Below are 22,669 nucleotides of genomic sequence, written 5' to 3' on the forward strand. Positions count from 1 at the left end.
ATTACCGCCATTGCCTGTTCACACCCCTGCACGCCCGGATCTCCCCTGCACAACTGGAGGTCCTGTGATTGTTCCCGCGTTTAGCCAAGGTCTTTATGGCCGTTTACGCCAGCTGGCCGCCGCTGACTGGCAGCACTATGTGGCGCACCCTTTCGTCCGGCAGCTCGCCGAAGGTACCCTTGCTGAAAGCGCATTTCGTCGCTATCTCACCCAGGATTATCTGTTTCTGATCCATTTCGCCCGCAGCTACGCGCTGCTGGTGAGTAAACTGCGCACGCTGCCAGAGATGCGCGCCGCGGCCGCCTCCATGAACGCCATTCTTAACGAAGTGCCGCTGCACGTCGGCTACTGTGCCCAGTGGGGCATTAGCGAACCGGAGATGGCCGCCCAGCCCGAAGCGCCGGAAACCATCAACTATACCCGCTACGTGCTGGATATCGGCCATTCAGGCGACGCGCTGGATCTGCTGGTCGCTCTAATGCCCTGCGTAGCGGGTTACGCCGAAATCGGTCTGGGCCTGCTGCATCACCCCACCACCCGACTGGACGACAATCCTTACGCCTCATGGATCCGCAACTACGGCGATGAAGGCTATCTGCAGGGCGTCAGCGCCGCGCTGGCGCTGCTGGAGACCGTGTGGCAACAGCGTGGAAGCGAGTCCCGAATCACTGAACTGAGCGACATCTTCACCACCGCCACCCGCCTTGAGGCGCAGTTCTGGCAGATGGGGCTCAACGCCGCGGCGGAGCCCCGAGCGTGACGGCGCCAGGTATCGAGGTCCGCAATCTGAGCCTCCATTTCGGCGACCGCCGCCTGTTCGACAATCTGTCGCTGACGGTCCCCGGCGGCCAGTGGGTGTCGCTGCTCGGCGCCAGCGGGGCCGGAAAAACCAGCCTGCTGCGGGTCATGGCCGGCCTGGCCCCCGCCACCTGCGGGGAAGTGGTCGCCAGCGACGGCAAGCCGATACCCGGCCGCCTGGCGTGGATGGGGCAGAAAGATCTGCTTTACCCCTGGCTGAGCGTTCGGGAGAACGTCGCCCTCGGCGCGCGGCTGCGCGGTGAGAAAGTGGATCACGCCCGGGTCGCCACCCTGCTGGAACAGGTGGAGCTCGCCTCCTGCGCCGACGCCCGGCCGGCGACGCTCTCCGGCGGGATGCGTCAGCGCGCCGCGCTGGCCCGCACCCTGTATGAGGACCGGCCCATCGTGCTAATGGATGAGCCTTTCTCGGCGCTGGACACCCTCACCCGCACGCGCATTCAGACCCTCGCGGCCACTCTGCTGGCGGGGCGGACGGTGGTGCTGATCACCCACGATCCGCTGGAAGCCTGCCGGCTGAGCCACCGTCTGCTGGTCCTCTCGGCCGCCGACGGGGAGATCGACGACAGCCATCACCTCACCGGCGCGCCGCCGCGCGCGCCGGACGCGCCCGAGCTGTTGAACGCCCAGGCGGCGCTGCTGCAGCAGTTGATGAGGGCCCACTCATGAGCGGACGTCTCTGGCGCGGCGGCATGGTGTTCTGCGGACTGGTGCTTCTCTGGGAGCTGGCCAGCCGCAGCGGCATTCCGCGCTTTCTTTTACCCTCCCCGGCGGCGGTCGCCGAGGCGCTGTGGGTCAATCGCGCCTATCTCGGCTGGCACACGCTGATTACCCTCAGCGAGATCCTCAGCGGCCTGGCGCTGGGGGTGGCGCTCGGCGTCACGCTGGCGCTGGGCATGATCCTCTCCCCGCGCCTGCAGCGCTGGCTGATGCCGCTGGTGCTCACCAGCCAGGCGATCCCGGTCTTTGCCCTCGCCCCGCTGCTGGTGCTGTGGCTGGGGTTTGGCATGAGCGCCAAAGTGGCGATGGCGGTGCTGGTGATTTTCTTTCCCGTCACTTCCGCCTTCTTTGACGGCTTGCGACGGGTCAACCACGACTATCTCGATCTGGCGCGCAGCATGAACGCCTCCTTTGGCGCTCAGCTACGGCATGTCCGCCTGATGGCCGCCCTGCCGGCGCTGGGCTCGGGCCTGCGCATGGCGGCGGCGGTGGCACCCATCGGCGCCATTATCGGCGAATGGGTCGGCTCCGCCGAGGGACTGGGCTACGTCATGCTCAATGCCAACGCGCGGCTGCAAACCGATATCTGCTTCGCCGCGCTGTTTATTTTAGTGCTGCTGACCCTCTTCCTGTGGCTGGCGGTAGACACCCTGCTGCACCGGCTGATCGACTGGTCGCCGGAATAATCATGAAGTAATAAAGGAAAACAGATGAAAACGTCGCTTTTCGCCGGGGCAACCCTGACGGCGCTGCTCAGCGGTCACGCGCTGGCCAATGAACCGCTCACCCTGGTGCTGGACTGGTATATTAACCCCGACCATGCGCCGATTATGGTGGCCGAGCAGATCGGCGCCTTTAAGGCCCAGGGTCTGGACGTCAAGATTGTCCCTCCGTCGGATCCGGCGCTGCCGCCCCGTATGGTGGCCGCCCGTCAGGCAGACCTGGCCATCACCTACCAGCCGCAGGTGCACTTCTTCGCTGACGAAGGATTACCGCTGGTGCGCGTGGGCACCCTGATCAACTCGCCGCTGAATACGGTGATCGCCCTCGATAAGCAGATCAAAACCCCGGCGGATCTGCAAGGCAGGAAGGTGGGTTACTCGGTCAGCGGCATTGAGCAGGCCACCCTGGCGACCATGGCGCAGCATTCGGGGATCGATCCGGCCAGTATCAAGCTGGTCAACGTCAATTTTCAGCTGACCAGCGCTCTGCTGGCGGGCCAGGTGGACGCGGTCATCGGCGGCTATCGTAATATAGAAGCGCAGGAGCTGAAGCTGCAGGGCAAAGCTCCGGTGGTGATGAACGTCGAGGATTACGGCGTGCCGGCCTATGACGAGCTGGTGATTGTCGCCCACCGCGACGCGATTCATGAGGCGAAAATCCGTAAATTCCTCACCGCCCTGCAGGCCGGGGTCAGCTACCTGCGCGCCCATCCGCAGGAGAGCTGGGAGGCGTTCGCCGCCGCGCACCCGGAGCTGAAGACCGAGCTTAACCATCAGGCGTGGCTGCAAACCGTGCCGCTGTTCGCCACCGATCCGGCGGCGCTGGATAAAGCGCGCTATGACACTTACGAACAGTTTTTATATAACAATAAGTTGGTGAAAAAAGTTACACCTTTAACAAATTATGCGGTTGAGCTGCATTGACTCTTGCTATCGCTGACGGAAGGCTTTCCGTCAGCGCTTTAACGCAGCGGCAATAAAAATATAGAGACTTTCTCACTAATAATTACACTTTAAAGGGTTATCGTTACCTTGGGTTGTTTTATTATAATTCAGCAGGTTATGTTAATTTTTACCCCGGTAAGAATAGCGTCAAAATAACGCAATCAATAAAACGTTGAATGCGGATTTAAAAAGCCATATATTGTGCGCGCTTTATGAATGCCAATTCAATTCCTTACACCAATTATTCAACCAGCGTTCAACCGCAATGCTGGTTGTGGGAGTGATATGATGACGGATAAAGTCCGTATTGATACTTTACGTGCTGATTTATTAGACGCAAACAACGAAACCTTTTTGGCCCGTCAGGCCGAATTTGAATCGAATGTCAGGAGTTACCCGCGTAAGTTACCGCTGGCTATCACTAAAGCTGAAGGCGTGTGGCTGACGGATGCGGATAACAAACAGTACCTGGACTGCCTCGCCGGCGCCGGTACTCTCGCTCTGGGCCACAACCACCCTGATGTATTGCAGAGCATCCAAAGTGTCATTACCAGCGGCTTGCCGTTACATACTCTCGATCTGACTACCCCGTTAAAAGATCGTTTCTCCGAATACCTGCTCTCTTGCCTGCCGGGCGAAGGGAAAGAGTATTGCCTGCAGTTCACCGGTCCTTCCGGCGCTGACGCCGTGGAAGCGGCGCTGAAGCTGGCGAAAAAATACACCGGCCGTTCCGCGGTGATCAGCTTCTCCGGCGGCTATCACGGGATGACCCACGGCGCACTGTCGGTCACCGGCAACCTGTCGCCGAAAGCGGCGGTCAACGGCATGATGCCGGAAGTCCAGTTTATGCCTTACCCGCACCTGTACCGCTGCCCGCTGGGCATCGGCGGCGAAGCCGGCGTCAAAGCGCTAACCTACTACTTCGAAAACCTGATCAACGACGTGGAGAGCGGCGTCCGTAAACCGGCGGCGGTTATCCTCGAAGCCGTTCAGGGCGAAGGCGGCGTGAACCCGGCGCCGGTCGAGTGGCTGCAGCGCATCCGCAAAGTGACCGAAGAGCACGGCATTCTGCTGATCGTCGATGAAGTGCAGGCTGGCTTTGCCCGTACCGGTAAATTCTTCGCCTTCGAACACGCCGGTATTCAGCCGGACATCATCGTGATGTCGAAAGCGGTCGGTGGCGGTCTGCCGCTGGCGGTGCTGGGCATTAAAAAGCAGTTCGACGCCTGGGAACCAGGTCACCACACCGGCACCTTCCGCGGCAACCAGCTGGCGATGGCTACCGGCCTGACCACCCTGCGTCATCTGCGCGACAACAAGATTGCCGACAAAGTCGCCGCCCAGGGCGAGTGGCTGAAAGGCAAACTGGCGGAGCTGCAGAAACGCTACCCGGTAATCGGCCACGTTCGCGGTCTCGGTCTGATGATCGGTATCGAAATCGTCAAGCCGAACGAAGCGCAGGATCACATGGGTTGCTACCCGGCTGACGGCGAACTCTCTGCCCTGCTGCAGAAGAAATGCTTTGAAGCGGGCCTGATTCTGGAGCGCGGTGGCCGTCACGGCTGCGTGCTGCGCCTGCTGCCGTCCCTGCTGATCAGCAACGCGGAACTGGATGTGTTCCTCGACAAATTTGAACAGGCCCTGCTGGCCGCCGGCGTAAAACCGGTCTGAGTGGAGTAAGTGACCACCATGTCCACATTGAATCCGATTCTTGCTGGTTCGGCGCAGAGCGTTGAGGCCTATCAGCAGGTTATCGAGCAGACCAGTCAGGCCGTTGTGCAGTGGCTGAAGCAACCTGAGATGTATCAGGGGAAAAGCGTTGACGAACTGCGTGAGCGTATCTCCCTTGAGTTTAACGAACAGGGTTTGGGTAACCAGGCGGCGATTGACCGTGCAATCGAGTACTTCCTGAAAGACAGTCTGTCGGTGCATCACCCGCAGTGCGTGGCGCACCTGCACTGCCCGAGCCTGGTGATTAGCCAGGCGGCGGAAGTGTTGATCAACGCCACCAACCAGAGCATGGACTCCTGGGACCAGAGCCCGTCGGCGACCATCATTGAGATGAAGCTGATCGAGTGGCTGCGCGCCCGGGTCGGCTATCCGGCAGGCGACGCCGGCGTCTTCACCAGCGGCGGCACCCAGAGCAACTTGATGGGGCTGATGTTGGCGCGCGACGCCTTCTTCGCCCGTCAGGGACACTCCATCCAGCAGGATGGGCTGCCGGGGGATATCCGCAAGTACAAAGTACTGTGCTCCGAAAACGCCCACTTCTCGGTGCAGAAGAACATGGCGCTGATGGGGCTCGGCTACCGCTCGGTCACGCTGGTGAAAACCGACGAATTCGCGCGGATGGACGTGTCCGATCTGCAGGCGAAGATTGCGCAAGCGCAGGCTAACGGCGAGCAGATCATGGCGATCGTCGCCACCGCCGGCACCACCGACGCGGGGGCTATCGACCCGCTGCGCGACATCGCCGGTATCGCCGCGGAGCATCAGATCTGGCTGCACGTTGACGCAGCCTGGGGCGGCGCGCTGCTGCTGTCTGAGCAGTATCGTGACTACCTTGACGGTCTGGAGCTGGTGGATTCCGTTACCCTGGACTTCCACAAGCAGTTCTTCCAGACCATCAGCTGCGGCGCCTTCCTGCTGAAGGATGCCCGCCATTACGAGCTGATGCGTTATCAGGCGGCCTATCTGAACTCCGAGTTCGATGAAGAACACGGCGTACCGAACCTGGTGTCTAAGTCGCTGCAGACCACCCGTCGCTTCGATGCGCTGAAGCTGTGGATGGGTCTGGAAGCGCTGGGCCAGAAACAGTATGCGGCGATCATCGATCACGGCGTCACGATGGCGAAAAACGTCGCGGAGTACGTGAAGTCGCAGCCGACGCTGGAGCTGGTGATGCAGCCGCAGCTGGCGAGCGTGCTGTTCCGTTCCCGTCCGGCGCAGATGGCGCAGAGCGACGCGGCGGCAATCGCCCTGCTCAACCAGCGCGTCGGCGACGCCCTGCTGGCTTCCGGCCGCGCTAACGTCGGCGTGACCGAGCACAACGGCGTTACCTGCCTGAAGCTGACCCTGCTGAACCCGGTGGTGACGCTGGATGATGTGAAGGTTCTGCTTAACCTGGTGGAACGCACCGCACAGGAGCTGCTGGCGCAATAATCTGCCTGAGCGAGGCGGCGCCTGTCGCCCCGCTCAGCGGCCAGCCCAGCCAGTACTAAGCCGATAAGTTCTCTTATCGGCTTTTTTTATTCCTGCCTGCGCTACCGACGCGCTTCTACGCTTCTCGCCGTAGGTCCGTTGACGCCTGCCCGCCGCGATGCCACAGTATGGTCCCGATAATGGCAATCGCCAGAATCTAACGTCCCGGTAATAAGGATGATAATGGAGAAACGCTTACCCGGCCTCGATCTCGACGCCCTGCGCAGCTTTGTGACCGGCATGGAGTGCGGCAGCTTCGCCCTGGCAGCGCAGCGTCTGGCGCGCTCCACCTCCGCCGTCAGCGCCCAGCTTAAAAAGCTGGAGGGCCAGTGCGGCGCCGCGCTGGTGGTTAAGCAGGGGCGGCACCTGGCGCTGACCGCGGAAGGCGAAAAGTTAATGAGCTACGCCAGACGGCTGCTGGCGCTCAATGATGAAACCCTGCGCGCGCTGCAGGGCGAGCGGCTCACCGGCGAAATTCACCTTGGCATGCAGGAAGATTTTGGCGAATCGCTGATGCCGGGGATCCTTGGGCAGTTTACCCGCCACCATCCGCAGGTACGGATAGTCGCGAGGGTGGATCGCAATGGTCCGCTGCGCCAGGCGCTGGCGGAGGAGACGCTGGATCTGGCGCTGCTGTGGCAAACCGAAGATCAGGGTCCGCGGCTGGGCCGCTGTCCGCTGGCGTGGATTGCGCATCCTGACTTTGACGTTCGCGCGCTGCTGGCGTCCGGCGAGCCGCTGCCGCTGGTGATGTTCGACAGCCCGTGCCTGATGCGTTCCCGCGCCATTGCCTGTCTCGATGCCGCTGGGATCCCCTGGCAGGTGGTGTTCGTCAGCCACAGCCTGAGCGGCATCTGGGCGGCGGTGCAGGCCGGCCTGGGGCTGACGGTTCGCACCCGCATCGGCATGCCCGGCAATCTGCGCCCCGCCGGCGGACTGCTGCCATCCCCTGGCAGTCTGGCCGTCAGTCTGCAACAAACCCCGCGTCAGGAACCCCATTCCGCCGCGGTCGCGCTGCTCGGCGAACTGATGACCGAGGCCCTGCAGGGGTGGGTTGAAAGGTGACAGTGTCACGTATATTTCCCTCACCCTAGCCCTCTCCGGGAGGGAGAGGGAACCGTCCGGCAGTCACCGGCAAGGGGTATTCTGCGCCGTTCCCGTTTCAGTGCCCGGTGGCGGCTGCGCCTTACCGGGCCTACATTCTTCCTACGCGCTCCCGTAGGCCGGGCAAGCGCAGCGCCGCCCGGCATCAGGTATAAGGCCTGGAGGGATCCATCCGCCAGAGGCCTGCGCCGCGGGTCAGGCTTTGCTCTCCTGCAACAGCTGCTGGATCACCTGCTCCTGGCGGGCATAATCCCCTTCGCCGAAGGCGGTATAGCGAAGCTGCCCGCGAGCGTCAAAAATGTAATGCGCCGGCCAGTATTGATTGCCGAAGGCGTTCCAGATGCTGTACTCATTATCCGCCACCACCGGGTAGGTTATTCGCCACTCCTTCACCGCCTGGCGCAGCAGCGGCAGCGAACGCTCCCAGGGATATTCAGGGGTATGGACGCCAATCACCACCAGCCCGGCCGCGCGGTATTTGTTCGCCCAGTCGCGCACGTAAGGCAGGGTATGCTGGCAGTTGATGCACCCCCGGGTCCAGAAATCCACCAGCACCACTTTGCCCTTCAGACGCTCCGGGGTTAACGCCGGGCTATTGAGCCATGCGCTGCCCCCCACCAGCGAAGGCATGGCGCTGCTGGGCTTGGGCATAGCGATCGGTTGCAGAACCGTTTTCTGCGTCGGCTGCGGCAGACGGGCGGCCAGCCGCTGCTCCAGCGCCTGACTCCACCCTCCCGCGCTTTGCAAATAGCGGTCGCCGCCGCTGGCGATCAGCGCCACCGAGGCCAGCATCGCCACCCCCGCCAGCCGGCGCAGCCGTTCGCCGAACGCCAGCCCGCGACGCAGACGGGCAATCAACGCCGCGCCGCACCACCCGAGCAGGAATAACATCACCGCCCCGCCGCTGCCGTAGGCCAGCAGCAACCCGCCGGTGGTCGCCTGGCCCGGATGCACAAAGCCCAGGCTCAGTATCGCCCCCAGTACCGGCCCGGCGCACGGCGCCCACAGCAGCCCCACCGCCAGCCCGGCCAGCAACGAACCGATCCAGCCGCGCTGGCGTGAGCTGGCGTCGTTAAGCTGATTCCCCAGCACCACCAGCGGTGAGGTCAGCCGCTGTGCGATGCGCTGCGAAAGCAGACTCAGCCCGACAAGGGCGAAGAACGCCAGCGCCAGGCTGCGCCCAACCAGAGTCAGATTGACCACCCAGCCGCTGGCGACCGTCACCAGCCACGAGACAGCGCCGAACATCAGCGCCATTCCCGCCAGCATGATCGCCAGCTGCCCCCGGTGGCCCCGGACGCTGGCGAAAAGCAGCGGGATCACCGGCAGCGTACAGGGGCTCAGCAGGGTTAACATCCCGCCGAAAAACGCAATTAATATCGACATCGCCTTCTCCTCATTGTGTCGTCGCTGCCGGGAGTGGCAGCCACGACATTACAGCAAGGAGATGTAGGGCGGATGTGTCAGGAAAGCGGGAGAATTGTCGGCTTAGTTTTCCAACTGCGCCGGAGATACAGCAGGATACAATCCCTGCGCGGCGAGACGCACGCTGGCGTCCAGGCCGCCCTGCGGGCGGTTGGACAGGCGCAGCGTGCCGTTCATCTGGCTGACCAGCTGCGCGGCGATCGCCAGTCCCAGACCGGTGCCGCCGGTATCGCGATTGCGCGAGTCCTCCAGGCGAAAAAAGGGCTGCAGCACCGCCTGCAGCGACGCCTCAGGGATCCCCGGCCCCTCATCCAGCACATGGATAGTGATATCCCCGGCGGCGTCGCGGGTCAGGGTTACCGTTACCGTGGCGCCGAATTTCAGCCCGTTATCGATAAGGTTAGTCATCACCCGGCGCAGGGCCTGCGGTGGGATCCACACCACCCCGGCGCTCTCCTCGGGGCAAAACCGCACCGGCCGGCCAACGTCGGCATAATCGCAGGCGATACTGTCGAGAAAGGCGTCAAGGTTCAGCCGCTGGCGCGCCTCCGCCAGCGGCTGCGAGGTGCGGGCGAAGGCGATACCTTCGCGCACCAGGCGGGTCATATTGTCGAGATCCTGCAGCAGTTTGTCGCGCAGTTCCGGCTGATCGGCCATCTCCACCCGCAGCTTCATCCGGGTGATCGGCGTTTGCAGATCGTGGGAGATGGCGGCGAGGATCCGCGCCCGCTCCTGCAGATGATCGTGGATGCGGGTCTGCATCGCATTAAACGCGCGGGCGGCACGGCGCACCTCCTCCGGCCCCTGCTCGGCCATGGTTCCCGCCGTGTCGCTAGCCGGCTCAAGCGCATTCACCGCATGGGTAAAACGGGTGATGGGCAGCAGTACCTGGCGAACCGCGTACCAGGCGCAGGCCAGCAGGAGGACAAACTGAGCGATCAGCACCACCGGTAGCCAGCGGGCGATGGGCGGTAGCTTCGGCCACAGGTCGAGGGTCAAGGGGGCGCCATCGTGGAGGGTGATATGGGCCTGGATATGCTGACGCGGACCAGGGATCGCCACAATACTCACCGGATATTGTGCGCTCAGCGCCTCCTGCAGGGAGCGCGCCGCGTCCCGGGCGCGCCAGCTGTCCGGGTAGTCGCCGCGTTCGCCGGCGTCCAGCTGATAGCGGTAGTTGCCGCGCGCCAGCTTCGGCAGCCATTGCGGGCGTTCAGCGGGCGGCAGACGGTCGAGGATCGCCACGCTGGTGGCGACATCAGACGCCAGATTGCCCAGCATCACACTGCGGGCGCTGCTCATTCGCTCATAAAACAGCAGCGACAGGGTTAAGGTGTTCGCCAGCAGCAGCGCCAGAAACAGCAGCGCCATCAGCCTCGACTGCAGCGAGACGGGCCAGAACCTCATTCATGCCTCTCGCGGATGGAAACCGGGACCGACAGCACATAGCCTTCGCTGCGCACCGTCTTAATATAGGCCGGCTCCCGGGCATCCTCCCGCAGGCGCTGACGCAGTCGGCTCACCAGCAGGTCGATTGACCGTTCGAACAGTTCGGCGTCGCGTCCCTGGGTCAGATTAAGCAGCTGATCGCGGTTCAGCACCCGCTGGGGATGGTCGAGAAACACCCGCAGCAGTCGATATTCCGCCCCGCTGAGGGCGACAATCGCCCCGCTGTCGTCCAGCAGATGGCGGGCGGCGGTATCGAGCAGCCAGTCGCCAAACGCGATCAGCCTGCCCGCCTCGGTGATCTGCAGGTTGGGCGGCAGCGCCCGGGTGCGGCGTAAAATGGCCTTGATGCGCGCCAGCAGTTCGCGGGCCACAAAGGGCTTCACCAGATAGTCGTCCGCCCCCATCTCGAGGCCGAGGATCCGGTCGCTGTCGTCGGTGCGGGCGGTGAGCATCAGCACCGGAATATCCTGCTGCGGGTTAGCGCGCAGCTGGCGGCAGAGCGTTAAGCCATCCTCGCCCGGCATCATGATATCCAGCACAATCAGGTCAATTTGATGATTTTTGAGCACCGACCACATGGCTTTGCCGTTCGCCGCGCCGCTGGCGCGATATCCCGATTTTTCCAGATAGTCGACAATCAGTTCCCGGATGTCGCGGTCGTCATCGACGACCAGGATGTGGTCAACACGCTCCAAAGGATGCTCCTGCGGCAAAATAAACTCTTCACAAGCATAAGCCGTGTTGCCGGAAGCGCAACGTCGCGCCGCCGGCAAGTCGCGGGTTACAACCGATCGGCGTCCACCACCGCCTGCACAAACGCCGTCGGATCCTCCTGCGGCGGGTTATGGCCTACCGCCCCCGGCAGATCCCGGTGCTCATATTTACCGGTAAATTTGGCCCGGTAGCTGGCCGGAGCCGGATGCGGCGCGCCGTTATTCGCCCCTTCCAGAGTGATGGTGGGCACGGTTATCGGCGGCAGCGCCGCCAGCCGTTGTTCATAGCCGGCATACTTCGCTTCCCCCTTCTCCAGCCCCAGGCGCCAGCGGTAGTTGCTGATGGTGATCGCCACGTGGTCCGGGTTATCCAGCGCCCGGGCGGTTTTGGCAAAGGTCGCGTCGCTGAATGGCCACTGCGGCGACGCCTGATGCCAGATAAATTTCGCAAAGTCGTGGGTGTTCTGCCGGTAACCGGCTTCGCCGCGCGGGGTGGCAAAATAGAACTGATACCACCACGACAGCTCCGCCTGCGGCGGCAGCGGTTTTTCGCCAATCTGCTGACTGCTGATCAGATACCCGCTCACCGAGACCAGGGATTTCACCCGCTGCGGCCACAGCGCGGCGACGATATCCGCCGTGCGCGCCCCCCAGTCAAAGCCGGCCAGATCTGCCTGCCTGATGTTCAGGGCGTCCATCAAATGGACAATATCGGCCGCCATCGCCGACGGCTGACCATTACGCGGCGTTTTCGCCGACAGGAAACGGGTGGCGCCGTAGCCGCGCAGATACGGCACAATCACCCGGTAACCCTTCTGCGCTAAAGCCGGCGCCACCTGGGCATAGCTCTGAATATCGTAGGGCCAGCCGTGCAGCAGAATCACCGGCTGGCCGTCCCGCGGACCGATATCCACGTAGCCAATATTCAGATCGCCAGCGTGGATCTGGTGGATGTTGTCGAACGCCCCCGCGTCTTCAGCGGCGCAAACGGCGGCGGACCACAGGGTGGATAACCCCAGCGCCGCGGCGCTGGTATACCGGATCAGGGATAATCTGTTCATCGCTTTCTCACCTTTTATCTTCGTCAAGAGAGTACGTGACCAGTTAAGCGGAAATTTGTATCCGCCATGTGCCCGACCGGGGCCATTTTTATCTCTTAATGTCAGGAACCCGCCGCGGGATACAGTGTGATACACAGTTCACGTTGGCAATTGTTGCGGGCTTGTGAATTTCTGCTTGCCCCCGGGCATAAATCCGCTACCGTGTCAGCCATTTTTACCACCTGATAACCCAGGAGCCCGCTATGGCGATTTTTGATGGTCACAATGACCTGCTGCTGAATCTCTGGCTTCACCATCGCGAGGATCCGGTGACCGCCTTCTTTGCCGGGATAGAGAACGGCCACCTCGATTATCCGCGTATTCTCCAGGGCGGTCTGGCCGGCGGCCTGTTCGCCCTCTTTGTGCCGCCGCAGGAGTACATCGCCCGTATGGCGCCGCAGTACGCCAGCCAGGCGTGGGATCCATTAACCATCCTCTGGCAGCAGCTGGCTATTCTCAAGGCGATTTGCGCCCATGACGCCAGCCGCGCGCGGCTGTGCCTGAGCGCGGCGGATATCGAACGCTGTCGTCAGGATAAAGCGCTGGCGATGGTGGCGCACATCGAAGGCGCCGGCGGGTTCGACGCCCAAGGCGACGATCTGCAGGCCTTTTATCGCGCCGGGGTGCGTAGCATCGGTCCGTTCTGGAATATCGCTAATCGCTTCGGCTGCGGGGTCACCGGCGCCTTTCCCGGCAGCCCGGACAGCGGGCCGGGTCTTACCGGCGAGGGCATCGCGCTCATCGCCCAGGCCAACGCCCTGAAGATGCAGATCGATGTTTCGCACATGAATGAACAGGCTTTTTGGGATACCGCCCACCATTCCACCGCCCCGCTGGTGGCCACCCACTCCAATGCCCACGCCCTGTGCCCGCAGCCGCGCAACCTGACCGATAGGCAACTGCGGGCGATCCGCGACAGCGGCGGCGTAGTGGGCGTCAATTTCGGCAACGCCTTCCTGCGCGCCGACGGACGGCGCGATAGCGACACGCCCATCGCCACCATCGTCCGGCATATCGACTATCTTATTAACATAATGGGTGAGGATCATGTGGCCCTCGGTTCGGATTTTGACGGCGTCACCCTGCCGGACGCGCTGGGGGATGTGGCCGGCTTACCGCTGCTAATCAATGCCTTGCGTGACAGCGGCAATGATCAATTGGTGCTGGATAAGCTGCTGTGGCGTAACTGGCTGCGGGTATTAAAACATGTTTGGCAACAATAGGTTATATTGTAAACATAAAGTTAAATCCTTACAGATTCCGGGTTGATCTCTCACCCGGTGAAGCGCAATATGCGGCGGCCGTCACAGATCCTGCATTATCCGTGAGGCCTGTGGTCATTTTTAAGAGGAACAAAACATGTGGAAGAAACCTGCTTTTATCGATTTACGTCTCGGTCTGGAAGTGACGCTGTACATTTCTAACCGCTAATCGCCCCGCCCGCCGTTCGCGCGGGCATCTTTTTACATTACCCGGTCCGTCTTCATGTTCATTAAAGTCCTCGGTTCCGCCGCCGGCGGCGGTTTCCCGCAATGGAACTGCAACTGCGCCAACTGCCAGGGTCTGCGCGACGGCACGATCCAGGCCAGCGCCCGCACCCAGTCGTCGATCATCGTCAGCGATAACGGTCAGGAGTGGGTGCTGTGCAACGCCTCGCCGGATATCAGTCAGCAGATCGCCCACACGCCCGAGTTAAATAAAGCCGGCGTGCTGCGCGGAACGCATATCGGCGGCATTATTCTCACCGACAGCCAGATCGACCACACCACCGGGTTACTGAGCCTGCGCGAAGGCTGCCCGCACCAGGTGTGGTGCACCCCGGAGGTCCATGAGGATCTCTCCACCGGTTTCCCGGTGTTTACCATGCTTCGACACTGGAACGGCGGCCTGGTGCATCACCCCATCGCGCCGCAGCAGCCTTTTACCGTTGACGCCTGTCCTGATTTGCAGTTTACCGCGGTGCCTATCGCCAGCAACGCGCCGCCCTATTCACCGTATCGCGACCGGCCGCTGCCGGGCCATAACGTGGCGCTGTTTATCGAAAACCGCCGCAACGGGCAGACGCTGTTCTACGCACCGGGGCTCGGTGAACCGGATAAGACCATTCTGCCATGGCTGCAAAAAGCGGATTGTCTGCTGATCGATGGCACTGTCTGGCAGGATGACGAACTGCAGGCCGCCGGCGTTGGGCGCAATACCGGCCGCGATATGGGCCACCTGGCGCTCGGTGATGAGCACGGGATGATGGCCCTGCTGGCCTCCCTGTCGGCAAAACGTAAAATTCTTATTCATATCAATAACACCAACCCGATCCTTAACGAGCGGTCTCCCCAGCGCCAGGCGCTGACGCAACAGGGGATTGAAGTGAGCTGGGACGGGATGGCTATCACCCTTCAGGAAACCGCATGCTGATCACCGACACGCTGTCGCCGCAGGCCTTTGAAGAGGCCCTGCGGGCCAAAGGCGCCTTCTACCATATTCACCACCCTTACCACATCGCCATGCATAACGGCGACGCGACCCGCGAGCAAATTCAGGGCTGGGTGGCGAACCGGTTTTACTACCAGACCACCATTCCGCTGAAAGACGCGGCGATCATGGCCAACTGCCCGGACGCGCAGACCCGGCGCAAATGGGTGCAGCGGATCCTCGACCACGATGGCAGCCATGGCGAGGACGGCGGGATTGAAGCCTGGCTGCGGCTGGGAGAAGCGGTCGGTCTGAGCCGCGACGATCTGCTCAGCGAGCGCCACGTCTTGCCCGGCGTGCGCTTCGCGGTGGATGCCTATCTTAATTTCGCCCGTCGCGCCTGCTGGCAGGAGGCGGCCTGCAGCTCTCTGACCGAGCTGTTCGCCCCGCAGATCCATCAGTCGCGCCTCGACAGCTGGCCGCAGCACTACCCGTGGATCAAAGAGGAAGGCTATTTTTACTTCCGCAGCCGTCTGAGCCAGGCCAACCGCGACGTGGAGCATGGCCTGGCGCTGGCGAAGGCCTACTGCGACAGCGCTGAAAAACAGAACCGGATGCTGGAGATCCTGCAGTTTAAGCTCGACATTTTATGGTCGATGCTTGACGCCATGACCATGGCCTATGCCCTGCAGCGCCCGCCCTATCATACGGTCACCGACAAGGCGGCCTGGCACACGACCCGACTGGTGTAACCATGCAAAAAACCTCCATCGTCGCCTTTCGTCGCGGCTACCGTCTGCAGTGGGAAGCTGCCCAGGAGAGCCATGTGATCCTCTATCCGGAGGGAATGGCTAAACTCAATGAGACCGCCGCGGCGATCCTCGAGCTGGTCGATGGCCGGCGCGACGTCGCGGCAATTATCGCCGTGCTCAACGAACGCTTCCCGGAAGCCGGTGGCGTCGATGACGACGTCATCGAGTTCCTGCAGATAGCCTGTCAACAGAAGTGGATCACCTGCCGTGAGCCAGAGTAAACCCGCCGTCAATCCGCCGCTGTGGCTGCTGGCGGAGCTAACCTACCGCTGCCCGCTGCAGTGCCCCTACTGTTCGAATCCGCTGGACTTCGCCCAACAGGACAAGGAGCTGACCACCGAACAATGGATCGAGGTCTTTCGCCAGGCGCGGGCGATGGGCAGCGTACAGCTGGGCTTTTCCGGCGGCGAGCCGCTGACCCGTAAAGATCTGCCAGAGCTGATCCGCGCCGCGCGCGACCTCGGATTCTATACCAACCTGATCACCTCCGGCATAGGGCTGACGGAGAGCAAACTTGACGCCTTCAGCGAGGCCGGGCTGGACCATATCCAGATTAGCTTCCAGGCCAGCGATGAGGTGCTCAACGCTGCGCTGGCCGGTAACAAAAAAGCCTTCCAGCAGAAGCTGGCGATGGCCAGGGCGGTAAAAGCGCGCGACTACCCGATGGTGCTCAACTTCGTTCTTCACCGGCACAACATCGATCAGCTGGATAAAATTATCGCGCTGTGCATTGAGCTGGAAGCGGATGACGTTGAGCTGGCCACCTGCCAGTTCTACGGTTGGGCGTTCCTCAATCGCGAGGGGCTGCTGCCGACCCGGGAACAGATCGCCCGCGCCGAGCAGGTGGTCGCCGACTACCGGCAGAAAATGGCCGCCAGCGGCAATCTCACCAACCTGCTGTTTGTCACCCCGGACTATTACGAAGAGCGGCCGAAAGGCTGCATGGGCGGCTGGGGATCGATTTTCCTCAGCGTTACCCCGGAAGGCACCGCCCTGCCGTGCCACAGCGCGCGTCAGCTGCCGGTGGCGTTTCCGTCGGTGCTGGAGCAGAGCCTGGAGTCGATCTGGTATGACTCGTTCGGCTTCAATCGCTACCGCGGGTATGACTGGATGCCGGAGCCGTGCCGCTCCTGTGATGAAAAAGAGAAAGACTTCGGCGGCTGCCGCTGCCAGGCCTTTATGCTGACCGGCAGCGCCGATAACGCCGACCCGGTGTGCAGCAAATCGCCGCATCATCACAAAATCCTCGACGCCCGGCGCGAAGCGGCCTGCAGCGACATAAAAGTCAGCCAGCTGCAGTTCCGCAACCGTACCCGCTCGCAGCTGATCTACAAAACCCGGGACCTGTAATGACGCTGGTGACACGCACCGTCACGTTGCCGGGCGGCCTGCAGGCCACCCTGGTCCATCAGCCGCATGCCGATCGCGCCGCGGCCCTGGCGCGGGTCGCCGCCGGCAGCCACCACGAACCATCGCGCTTTCCCGGTCTGGCGCACCTGCTGGAGCATCTGCTGTTTTACGGCGGTGAGCGCTACCGGGATGATGACCGGCTGATGGGCTGGGTGCAGCGCCAGGGCGGAAGCGTGAATGCCACCACCCTGGCCCGCCACAGCGCGTTCTTTTTCGAGGTCGCCGCCGATGGTCTGGCTGACGGTGTCGCGCGTCTACAGGAGATGCTGCAGGCGCCGCGGCTGCTCAGGGAAGATATTCAGCGTGAAGTGGCGGTGATTGACGCCGAGTACCGCCTGATCCAGCAGCATGAGCCGTCGCGCCGGGATGCCGCCGTGCGCCACGCCGCCAGCGCGCCCGCGGCCTTTCGCCGCTTTCAGGTAGGCAATGCCGACGTGCTGGCGGGCGATCTCCCTGCACTGCAGGCGGCGTTACGTGATTTTCACCGCACCCATTACGTCGCCCGGCGGATGCAGCTCTGGCTGCAAGGGCCGCAGTCGCTGGAGGCGCTCGGCGAGCTGGCGGCCCGTTTCGCCGTCGGGCTTGCCGCAGGCGAGGCTCCGCCGCCGGCGCCGCCGCTGCGCCTGGGCGAGTCCACTGCACTGCAGCTGGCGGTCTCCAGCCAGCCCGCGCTGTGGCGCTGCCCGCTGATCGCCTTAAGTGACAACGTCACGTTATTGCGCGAGTTTTTGCTTGATGAAGCCCCTGGCAGCCTGATGGCCGGGCTACGCCAGCGTGGCCAGGCGCAAGAGGTGGCGCTGAGCTGGCTGTATCAGGATCAGCGCCTCGGCTGGCTGGCGCTGGTCTTCGCCAGCGACCGGCCGGAACAGGTCGACCAGCAGATAACCCACTGGCTGCAGGCGCTACGGCAGACGACGCCAGACCAGCAGCAACACTACTATCAGCTGTCCTGGCGCCGTTTTCAAACGCTGTCGCCCCTCGATCAGCTGCGCCAGCGGGCATTCGGCTTTGCCCCCGGCGGGCCGCCCGTCGGGTTCGCCGATTTTTGCGCCGCCCTGCAGGCCGCCCCCACGGTCAGCCTGGCCTGCCAGACCATTTCCCCAGGGGAGCCTGTTGCCACCCAGGGCTTTAGCCTGCCGCTTAGCCGGTGGTGGCGCCGCCCGGTCTCTGACCCGGCGCTGGAATTCGCTTTTTATCCGCAAGCCGCTGGCGGCCTCGCCGCGGAAAACCCGGAGAAAGCCGCGCCGCTGCTCCACCTCCCGTCACCGGGCGAGCCGCCGAGGCTCCTGCTCCGACCGCCCTTCTACTGCTCGCCCGATATGGCCGAAGGGCTGGCGCGCGGGGAACAGCTGCGCCCGCTGCTCGCCGCGCTGCGCCACGCCGGGGGCCGCGGCGAGTGGCATCGCGTCGACGGCAGCTGGCAGTTGCTCCTGCAGTGGCCAGCGTCCGGCCAACGGCCGGCGGCGATTCTGCAGGCCATTGTGCGGCAGCTCGCACTCCCGGTCGCCCCGCTGGCCCCGCCGCCGGAGAGTATTGCTATCCGTCATCTCATGGCTTTGCTCCCCGATCGGTTGGGAGCATCAGAGCATCAGGAAGGTTGGCTGGCGGCTCTGACCGGCGGCAGCGCAGAGGATGCGCAGTGGATCGCGCGACAGCTGAGCCTGCTTAGCGCCCGGGTTAACCCGCCGGGCAACCTCTCTGGCCCCTGCCGCCGCGGCGTCGAACGGCTGACTTTCCCCGGGGGCGATACAGCGCTGCTGGTCTTTATTCCGCTGCCGGAAGGCGCCTCGCTGGCGGCCCTGCGGGTGCTGGCGCAGCGCTGTGAGCCACTCTTTTTCCAGCGCCTGCGGGTGGAGCAGCAGATCGGCTATGTGGTGAGCTGCCGCTATCAGCGCGTCGCCGATCGCGACGGGCTGCTGATGGCGCTCCAGTCCCCGGATCGCCGCGCCGTGGCGCTGCTGCGCTGTTGCAACACCTTTCTGCGCCAGCTGCCGCCGCTGGATGAAGCGACCTTCAGGCCGCTACAGCAGCGCCTGGCCGCACAGGTTCGCACCCGGACGCCGCCCGAGGCGCAAGCGCTGGCCGTCCTGCGTCAGAAGTATGGTTTAGCGGAGCTGACGCCGCAGACGGCTGACGCGCTGCGCGTTGAAGAGGTCGACGACCTGGCCTACGAGATGTCCCGCCGTCGTCGCCGCTGGCAGGTACTGTTCACTGCCGGGGATTAATGGCCGGGGGCATCAGGGGTCAGATAGGCACTGACGAAGCGCGAGAGGATCGCCGCGGCCTGCGGGCTCTCCTGCACTTCATCGTGTAATCGCTTCGCGTCGATGCCCTCCGCCTGCAGCACCGCCTCCCGGTAGCGGATCAGCGAGCGGGCAATCGGCGCGGTGAATTCCGGGTGAAACTGCGTGGAGACCGCGTGCGGCCCGTAGCGCACGATCTGGTGGGGATCGTGGGAGGATGCGGCCAGCACCGTGGCCCCCTCCGGCAGACGGGTCACGGTTTGCAAATGGCTCAGATGCGCGGGAAATGCGGCCGGCAGGCCCCGCAGCAGCGGGTCGTCGACACCCCACGGCGATAGCGAAACGGTCTGGCTGCCGCTTTCCCGTCCGGCGGAATGATACGCCACCTCGCCGCCCAGGGCATGAGCCATCAGCTGATGGCCATAGCAAACGCCGAACAGCGGCATGCCGATAGCCACCGCCTGACGGACCCAGTCGGCGGTCCGTTCGCTCCATACCAGACGGTCGGTCACCATCTCCCAGGAGCCGGTCAGCACCGCCACCGTCTGGCGATCCGGCGCCGGCAGCGGCTCGTCCTCAAACACCCGTACCGCGGTGAGCTGCGCCTGCCACGGCGCCAGCAGCGTGCGGAACCAGCGCGGCAGATCGCCATGCTCCTCACGGATGGCTGCCGGCGGCGTCCCGGTCTGAACCAGCAATAATCGGTTACGTGTCACCCTTCCTCCTCGCTCGTCATGTTCCCTGGAAAATACTATGCCGCCTGGAAGATGACGGGACAAATAACCAATTTCTATGAACGATGCGCCTGCGGAATAAGTCCAGCCGCTTACTGGGCGTCCGCGCTCTCCCGCTGCGGCACGTCGGCTGCGGCCGCCGGCGCCTGCTGCGGGACAAAAATATGGTCCAGAATGGCGCGCGCCGTCGGTCCGGCCACCACCCCATCCCCGCCGCCGTTCTCCAGGATTAGCGCCATCGCCACCTTCGGATGCTGATAAGGGGCAAACAGGGTATAGAAGATGTGATCCCGCAGACGCACCGGGATCATTTTGGCGTTATAGGTCTGGTTTTGCTTCAGACTGAACACCTGCGAAGTCCCGGACTTCGCCGCAATCTGGTACGGCGCGGTATGGAACAGCTTGTAGCCGGTGCCGTTGGGCAGATTCGCCATCCCGTACATACCGTTGCGCACAATGCCCCAGTACGGGGATTTTGGATCGCCCACCTGCGGCAGGTTCGCCGGCTGCTGATAACGTTCCACATGATTGCCCTGCTTCATCGAATAGAGCAGATGCGGGTCCTGCACCTTACCGTTGTTCAGCAGCGTGGTGAGCGCTTTCACCATCTGGATGGGGGTGGCGATCCAGTATCCCTGGCCGATACCGACGGAGATGGTATCCCCCTGGTACCATGGCTTTTTATGCACTCGCTGTTTCCACTCCCGGCTGGGCAGCACCCCGCTATACTCCTCATTGAGATCGATGCCTGTGGGCTGGCCGTAGCCGAATTTGCTCAGCCACTCATGGATCCGGTCGATGCCCATCTCGAAGGCAACCTGGTAGAAAAAGGTGTCCGCCGACTCTTCAATGGCTTTGGTCACGTTGAGCATGCCGTGGCCGGTTTTCAGCCAGTCGCGGTAGCGACGCTGCGTGCCCGGCAGGGTCCACGTCGGCGCCCCGAAGAAGGTGGTGTTCGGCGTGATCACGCCGGCGGAGAGCGCCGACAGCGCCATATAGGGCTTCACCGTCGAGGCCGGGGGATACAGCCCCTGGGTGACGCGGTTGATCAGCGGCCGGTCCGGGTTATCCAGCAGCGATTTATAGGCCTGATAGCCGATACCTTTGACGAACGGGTTAGGATCGTAGCTGGGGCTGGAGACCATCGCCAGCACCCCGCCATCCCGGGGATCGACCACCACCACCGCCGCGCGCTGCCCCTTCAGCACCGACTCAATATACTGCTGCAGGTGCAGGTCAAGGGTCAGGTAGAGGTTTTTCCCGGCCACCGGCGGTACTTCTTTCAACAGACGCACCACCCGGCCGTGGTTGTCCACCTCCACCTCCTGGTAGCCGGTGGTGCCGTGGAGCGCTTTTTCGTAATAGCCCTCGATCCCCTGCTTGCCGATATTGTGGTCGGCAGCATAGTTCTCCTCTTCGCCATCTTTCGCCAGCCGCTGCAGGTCGCTGTCGTTGATTTTCGACACATAGCCCACCACGTGCGCCAGCTCTGCGCCGTAGGGGTATTCACGCTGCTGATAGCTCTCCACCGTCACCCCGGGGAAACGGAATTCGTTGACCGCGAAGCGGGCCACCTCCACGTCGCTGAGGTCGGATTTGAGGGTAACCGCTTTATAGCGGCTGCTGTGGTGCATATCGTCGCGGAAGCTGGCGATGTCGTCCGGCGTCAGGTCGACAATCGGCGTCAGGGTTTGCAGCAGCGCGGCCATATCGGGAATTTTGCTCGGGATCACCTGCAGGCGATACAGGGTAATATTCTGCACCAGCGGTATGCCGTTGCGATCGAATATCAGCCCGCGGCTGGGGGCGATGGGCAGCATTTTAATATCGTTTTGGTTGGAACGGGTCTGGTAGAAATCGTGCTGCTCCACCTGCAGATGGTAGAGGTTGAAAATCAGCACGCCAAAGCAGACCACCACCAGCAGAAAGGCGATTGCGGCCCGGCGGATAAACAGCATCTCTTCCGCGGAGTGGTCGCGAATTTCATCTCTCAAAAGGGGCATTAGCGGTACATCACCTGGATCACGGGAAAAGCCAACGGCGTAACGGCCGGGAAGCATAGCCTTATCGCGGCGTTAGCCCTACTGAAAGGTTGCTAATGATCTGGCAGAAATGTTTCAGCATGTTAGAGCCTGGAGAGCCTTTCTCTGTGGCAGAAAGGCATCAGGGTGCGAGGTTAGCCAGCGACGGATATCGCTGGCCTCCCTTTTCCCGACAAACCCGGTTATTTTCTGGCCTCAAAAGCGATCTTAACCGCCATTCCGGCCAGTACCGTCGCCATCAGCCAGCGTTGAAATTGTTGCCAGCCCGGCCGCCGGCTAAGAAATAACGCCACCTGCCCGGCCAGCAAGATAATCAGGCCGTTCACCGCCACACTGATTAATACCTGAGTACAGCCTAACATTAACGACTGGCTGAGCACGCTACCGAGTCCGGGGGTGATAAACTGCGGCAGCAGGGACAAATAGAGGATAGCAACTTTGGGGTTCGCCAGGCTGGTGATAAATCCCATCAGAAACAGCTTACGCCCACTGTCCGCAGGTAATTCACGCACCGCGAATATCGGCCTCCCTCCTGGTTTTATCGCCTGCCACGCCAGATAGAGCAAATAAGCGACCCCGCATAAACGCAAGGCATCGTAGGCATAAGGGACCGCGAAAACCAACGCGGTAATGCCGAAAGCGGCACACAGCATATAGAAGAAAAAGCCCACGGCAACCCCGGCAAGGGAGATAAAGCCAGCGCGTTTTCCCTGGCAAATCGAACGCGAAGTGAGATACATCATATTGGGGCCGGGGGTTAACACTAATCCCAGCGCCACCGCGGCAAAGGCCATTAATGAAGCGAATTCAGGCATAACTTATCT

Annotated in this window: 21 protein-coding genes; 14 read left to right on the forward strand and 7 right to left on the reverse strand. The window is 62.6% G+C overall.

Annotated features, from left to right (window positions below; genetic code table 11):
* The first annotated feature begins 64 nt into the window (after positions 1-64).
* The 7 genes from tenA to GQR96_RS12520 all read left to right on the forward strand — a co-directional run bounded on the left by tenA (position 65) and on the right by GQR96_RS12520 (position 7,469).
* On the forward strand, positions 65-760 hold the full coding sequence (gene tenA / locus GQR96_RS12490) for a thiaminase II (protein ID WP_049116426.1): 696 nt from the start codon (positions 65-67) through the stop codon (positions 758-760).
* Positions 757-1,485, forward strand: a complete 729-nt coding sequence (locus tag GQR96_RS12495) for an ABC transporter ATP-binding protein (RefSeq protein ID WP_043519611.1) — start codon at positions 757-759, stop codon at positions 1,483-1,485. The genes tenA and GQR96_RS12495 overlap by 4 nt, the downstream gene beginning before the upstream one ends.
* Positions 1,482-2,222, forward strand: a complete 741-nt coding sequence (locus tag GQR96_RS12500; protein WP_049116425.1) for an ABC transporter permease — start codon at positions 1,482-1,484, stop codon at positions 2,220-2,222. Before GQR96_RS12495 ends, GQR96_RS12500 begins: the two co-directional genes overlap by 4 nt.
* 24 nt (positions 2,223-2,246) lie before the next feature.
* Complete coding sequence (locus GQR96_RS12505; protein ID WP_004202574.1) at positions 2,247-3,182, forward strand: ABC transporter substrate-binding protein; 936 nt, start codon at positions 2,247-2,249, stop codon at positions 3,180-3,182.
* Positions 3,183-3,488: 306 nt separating this feature from the next.
* Entirely contained in the window at positions 3,489-4,874 is a 1,386-nt protein-coding gene (locus GQR96_RS12510) for a diaminobutyrate--2-oxoglutarate transaminase (protein ID WP_004202575.1), read from the forward strand.
* A 9-nt stretch (positions 4,875-4,883) separates the two neighbouring features.
* Positions 4,884-6,365, forward strand: coding sequence for a pyridoxal phosphate-dependent decarboxylase family protein (locus GQR96_RS12515; protein ID WP_074422250.1), 1,482 nt, complete (start codon positions 4,884-4,886; stop codon positions 6,363-6,365).
* A gap of 210 nt (positions 6,366-6,575) precedes the next feature.
* Positions 6,576-7,469 (forward strand): LysR substrate-binding domain-containing protein, encoded by an 894-nt coding sequence (locus GQR96_RS12520; RefSeq protein WP_099441455.1) that lies wholly within the window; start codon positions 6,576-6,578, stop codon positions 7,467-7,469.
* A gap of 234 nt (positions 7,470-7,703) precedes the next feature.
* On the opposite strand, the gene GQR96_RS12525 is transcribed toward GQR96_RS12520, so the two are convergent.
* From GQR96_RS12525 to GQR96_RS12540, 4 genes are all read right to left on the reverse strand, one after another.
* Entirely contained in the window at positions 7,704-8,894 is a 1,191-nt protein-coding gene (locus GQR96_RS12525; protein WP_069734157.1) for a cytochrome c biogenesis protein/redoxin, read from the reverse strand.
* 102 nt (positions 8,895-8,996) lie between these two features.
* A complete protein-coding gene (locus GQR96_RS12530; RefSeq protein ID WP_023318328.1) occupies positions 8,997-10,340 on the reverse strand; it encodes a HAMP domain-containing sensor histidine kinase in 1,344 nt (447 codons plus the stop codon).
* Entirely contained in the window at positions 10,337-11,077 is a 741-nt protein-coding gene (locus tag GQR96_RS12535; protein WP_062914076.1) for a response regulator, read from the reverse strand. Before GQR96_RS12535 ends, GQR96_RS12530 begins: the two co-directional genes overlap by 4 nt.
* Positions 11,078-11,163: 86 nt before the next feature.
* Positions 11,164-12,156 (reverse strand): alpha/beta fold hydrolase, encoded by a 993-nt coding sequence (locus GQR96_RS12540; protein WP_062914077.1) that lies wholly within the window; start codon positions 12,154-12,156, stop codon positions 11,164-11,166.
* Between the two features lie 242 nt (positions 12,157-12,398).
* On the opposite strand from GQR96_RS12540, the gene GQR96_RS12545 reads away from it, so the two are divergent.
* The 7 genes from GQR96_RS12545 (at position 12,399) to pqqF (ending at position 19,051) form a co-directional block, all read left to right on the forward strand.
* A complete protein-coding gene (locus GQR96_RS12545) occupies positions 12,399-13,418 on the forward strand; it encodes a dipeptidase (RefSeq protein WP_062914078.1) in 1,020 nt (339 codons plus the stop codon).
* 136 nt (positions 13,419-13,554) lie between these two features.
* Positions 13,555-13,626 carry a pyrroloquinoline quinone precursor peptide PqqA gene (gene pqqA / locus GQR96_RS12550; RefSeq protein WP_002905689.1) on the forward strand — a complete coding sequence of 24 codons (72 nt, stop codon included), beginning with the start codon at positions 13,555-13,557 and terminating at the stop codon, positions 13,624-13,626.
* Between the two features lie 54 nt (positions 13,627-13,680).
* Positions 13,681-14,607, forward strand: coding sequence for a pyrroloquinoline quinone biosynthesis protein PqqB (pqqB, locus tag GQR96_RS12555; RefSeq protein WP_048324310.1), 927 nt, complete (start codon positions 13,681-13,683; stop codon positions 14,605-14,607).
* Positions 14,601-15,356 (forward strand): pyrroloquinoline-quinone synthase PqqC, encoded by a 756-nt coding sequence (gene pqqC / locus GQR96_RS12560; protein WP_004143685.1) that lies wholly within the window; start codon positions 14,601-14,603, stop codon positions 15,354-15,356. Before pqqB ends, pqqC begins: the two co-directional genes overlap by 7 nt.
* 2 nt (positions 15,357-15,358) lie before the next feature.
* Entirely contained in the window at positions 15,359-15,637 is a 279-nt protein-coding gene (gene pqqD, locus GQR96_RS12565) for a pyrroloquinoline quinone biosynthesis peptide chaperone PqqD (RefSeq protein WP_004202592.1), read from the forward strand.
* Entirely contained in the window at positions 15,624-16,766 is a 1,143-nt protein-coding gene (pqqE, locus tag GQR96_RS12570; protein ID WP_023318333.1) for a pyrroloquinoline quinone biosynthesis protein PqqE, read from the forward strand. Before pqqD ends, pqqE begins: the two co-directional genes overlap by 14 nt.
* Positions 16,766-19,051: a pyrroloquinoline quinone biosynthesis protein PqqF gene (gene pqqF, locus GQR96_RS12575; RefSeq protein ID WP_065904308.1), complete on the forward strand. Its 2,286-nt coding sequence runs from the start codon at positions 16,766-16,768 to the stop codon at positions 19,049-19,051. Before pqqE ends, pqqF begins: the two co-directional genes overlap by 1 nt.
* On the opposite strand, the gene GQR96_RS12580 is transcribed toward pqqF, so the two are convergent.
* The 3 genes from GQR96_RS12580 to GQR96_RS12590 all read right to left on the reverse strand — a co-directional run bounded on the left by GQR96_RS12580 (position 19,048) and on the right by GQR96_RS12590 (position 22,660).
* Positions 19,048-19,785, reverse strand: coding sequence for a glutamine amidotransferase (locus GQR96_RS12580; protein ID WP_065904310.1), 738 nt, complete (start codon positions 19,783-19,785; stop codon positions 19,048-19,050). The genes pqqF and GQR96_RS12580 overlap by 4 nt on opposite strands.
* 110 nt (positions 19,786-19,895) lie before the next feature.
* Positions 19,896-21,806 carry a penicillin-binding protein 2 gene (gene mrdA / locus GQR96_RS12585; protein ID WP_032425867.1) on the reverse strand — a complete coding sequence of 637 codons (1,911 nt, stop codon included), beginning with the start codon at positions 21,804-21,806 and terminating at the stop codon, positions 19,896-19,898.
* Between the two features lie 221 nt (positions 21,807-22,027).
* Positions 22,028-22,660 carry a LysE family translocator gene (locus GQR96_RS12590; RefSeq protein ID WP_004202603.1) on the reverse strand — a complete coding sequence of 211 codons (633 nt, stop codon included), beginning with the start codon at positions 22,658-22,660 and terminating at the stop codon, positions 22,028-22,030.
* Between the last annotated feature and the right edge of the window lie 9 nt (positions 22,661-22,669).

Source organism: Klebsiella sp. PCX (genome assembly GCF_021869705.1).
In the GTDB taxonomy this organism is placed as follows: Bacteria; Pseudomonadota; Gammaproteobacteria; order Enterobacterales; family Enterobacteriaceae; genus Klebsiella; species Klebsiella quasipneumoniae.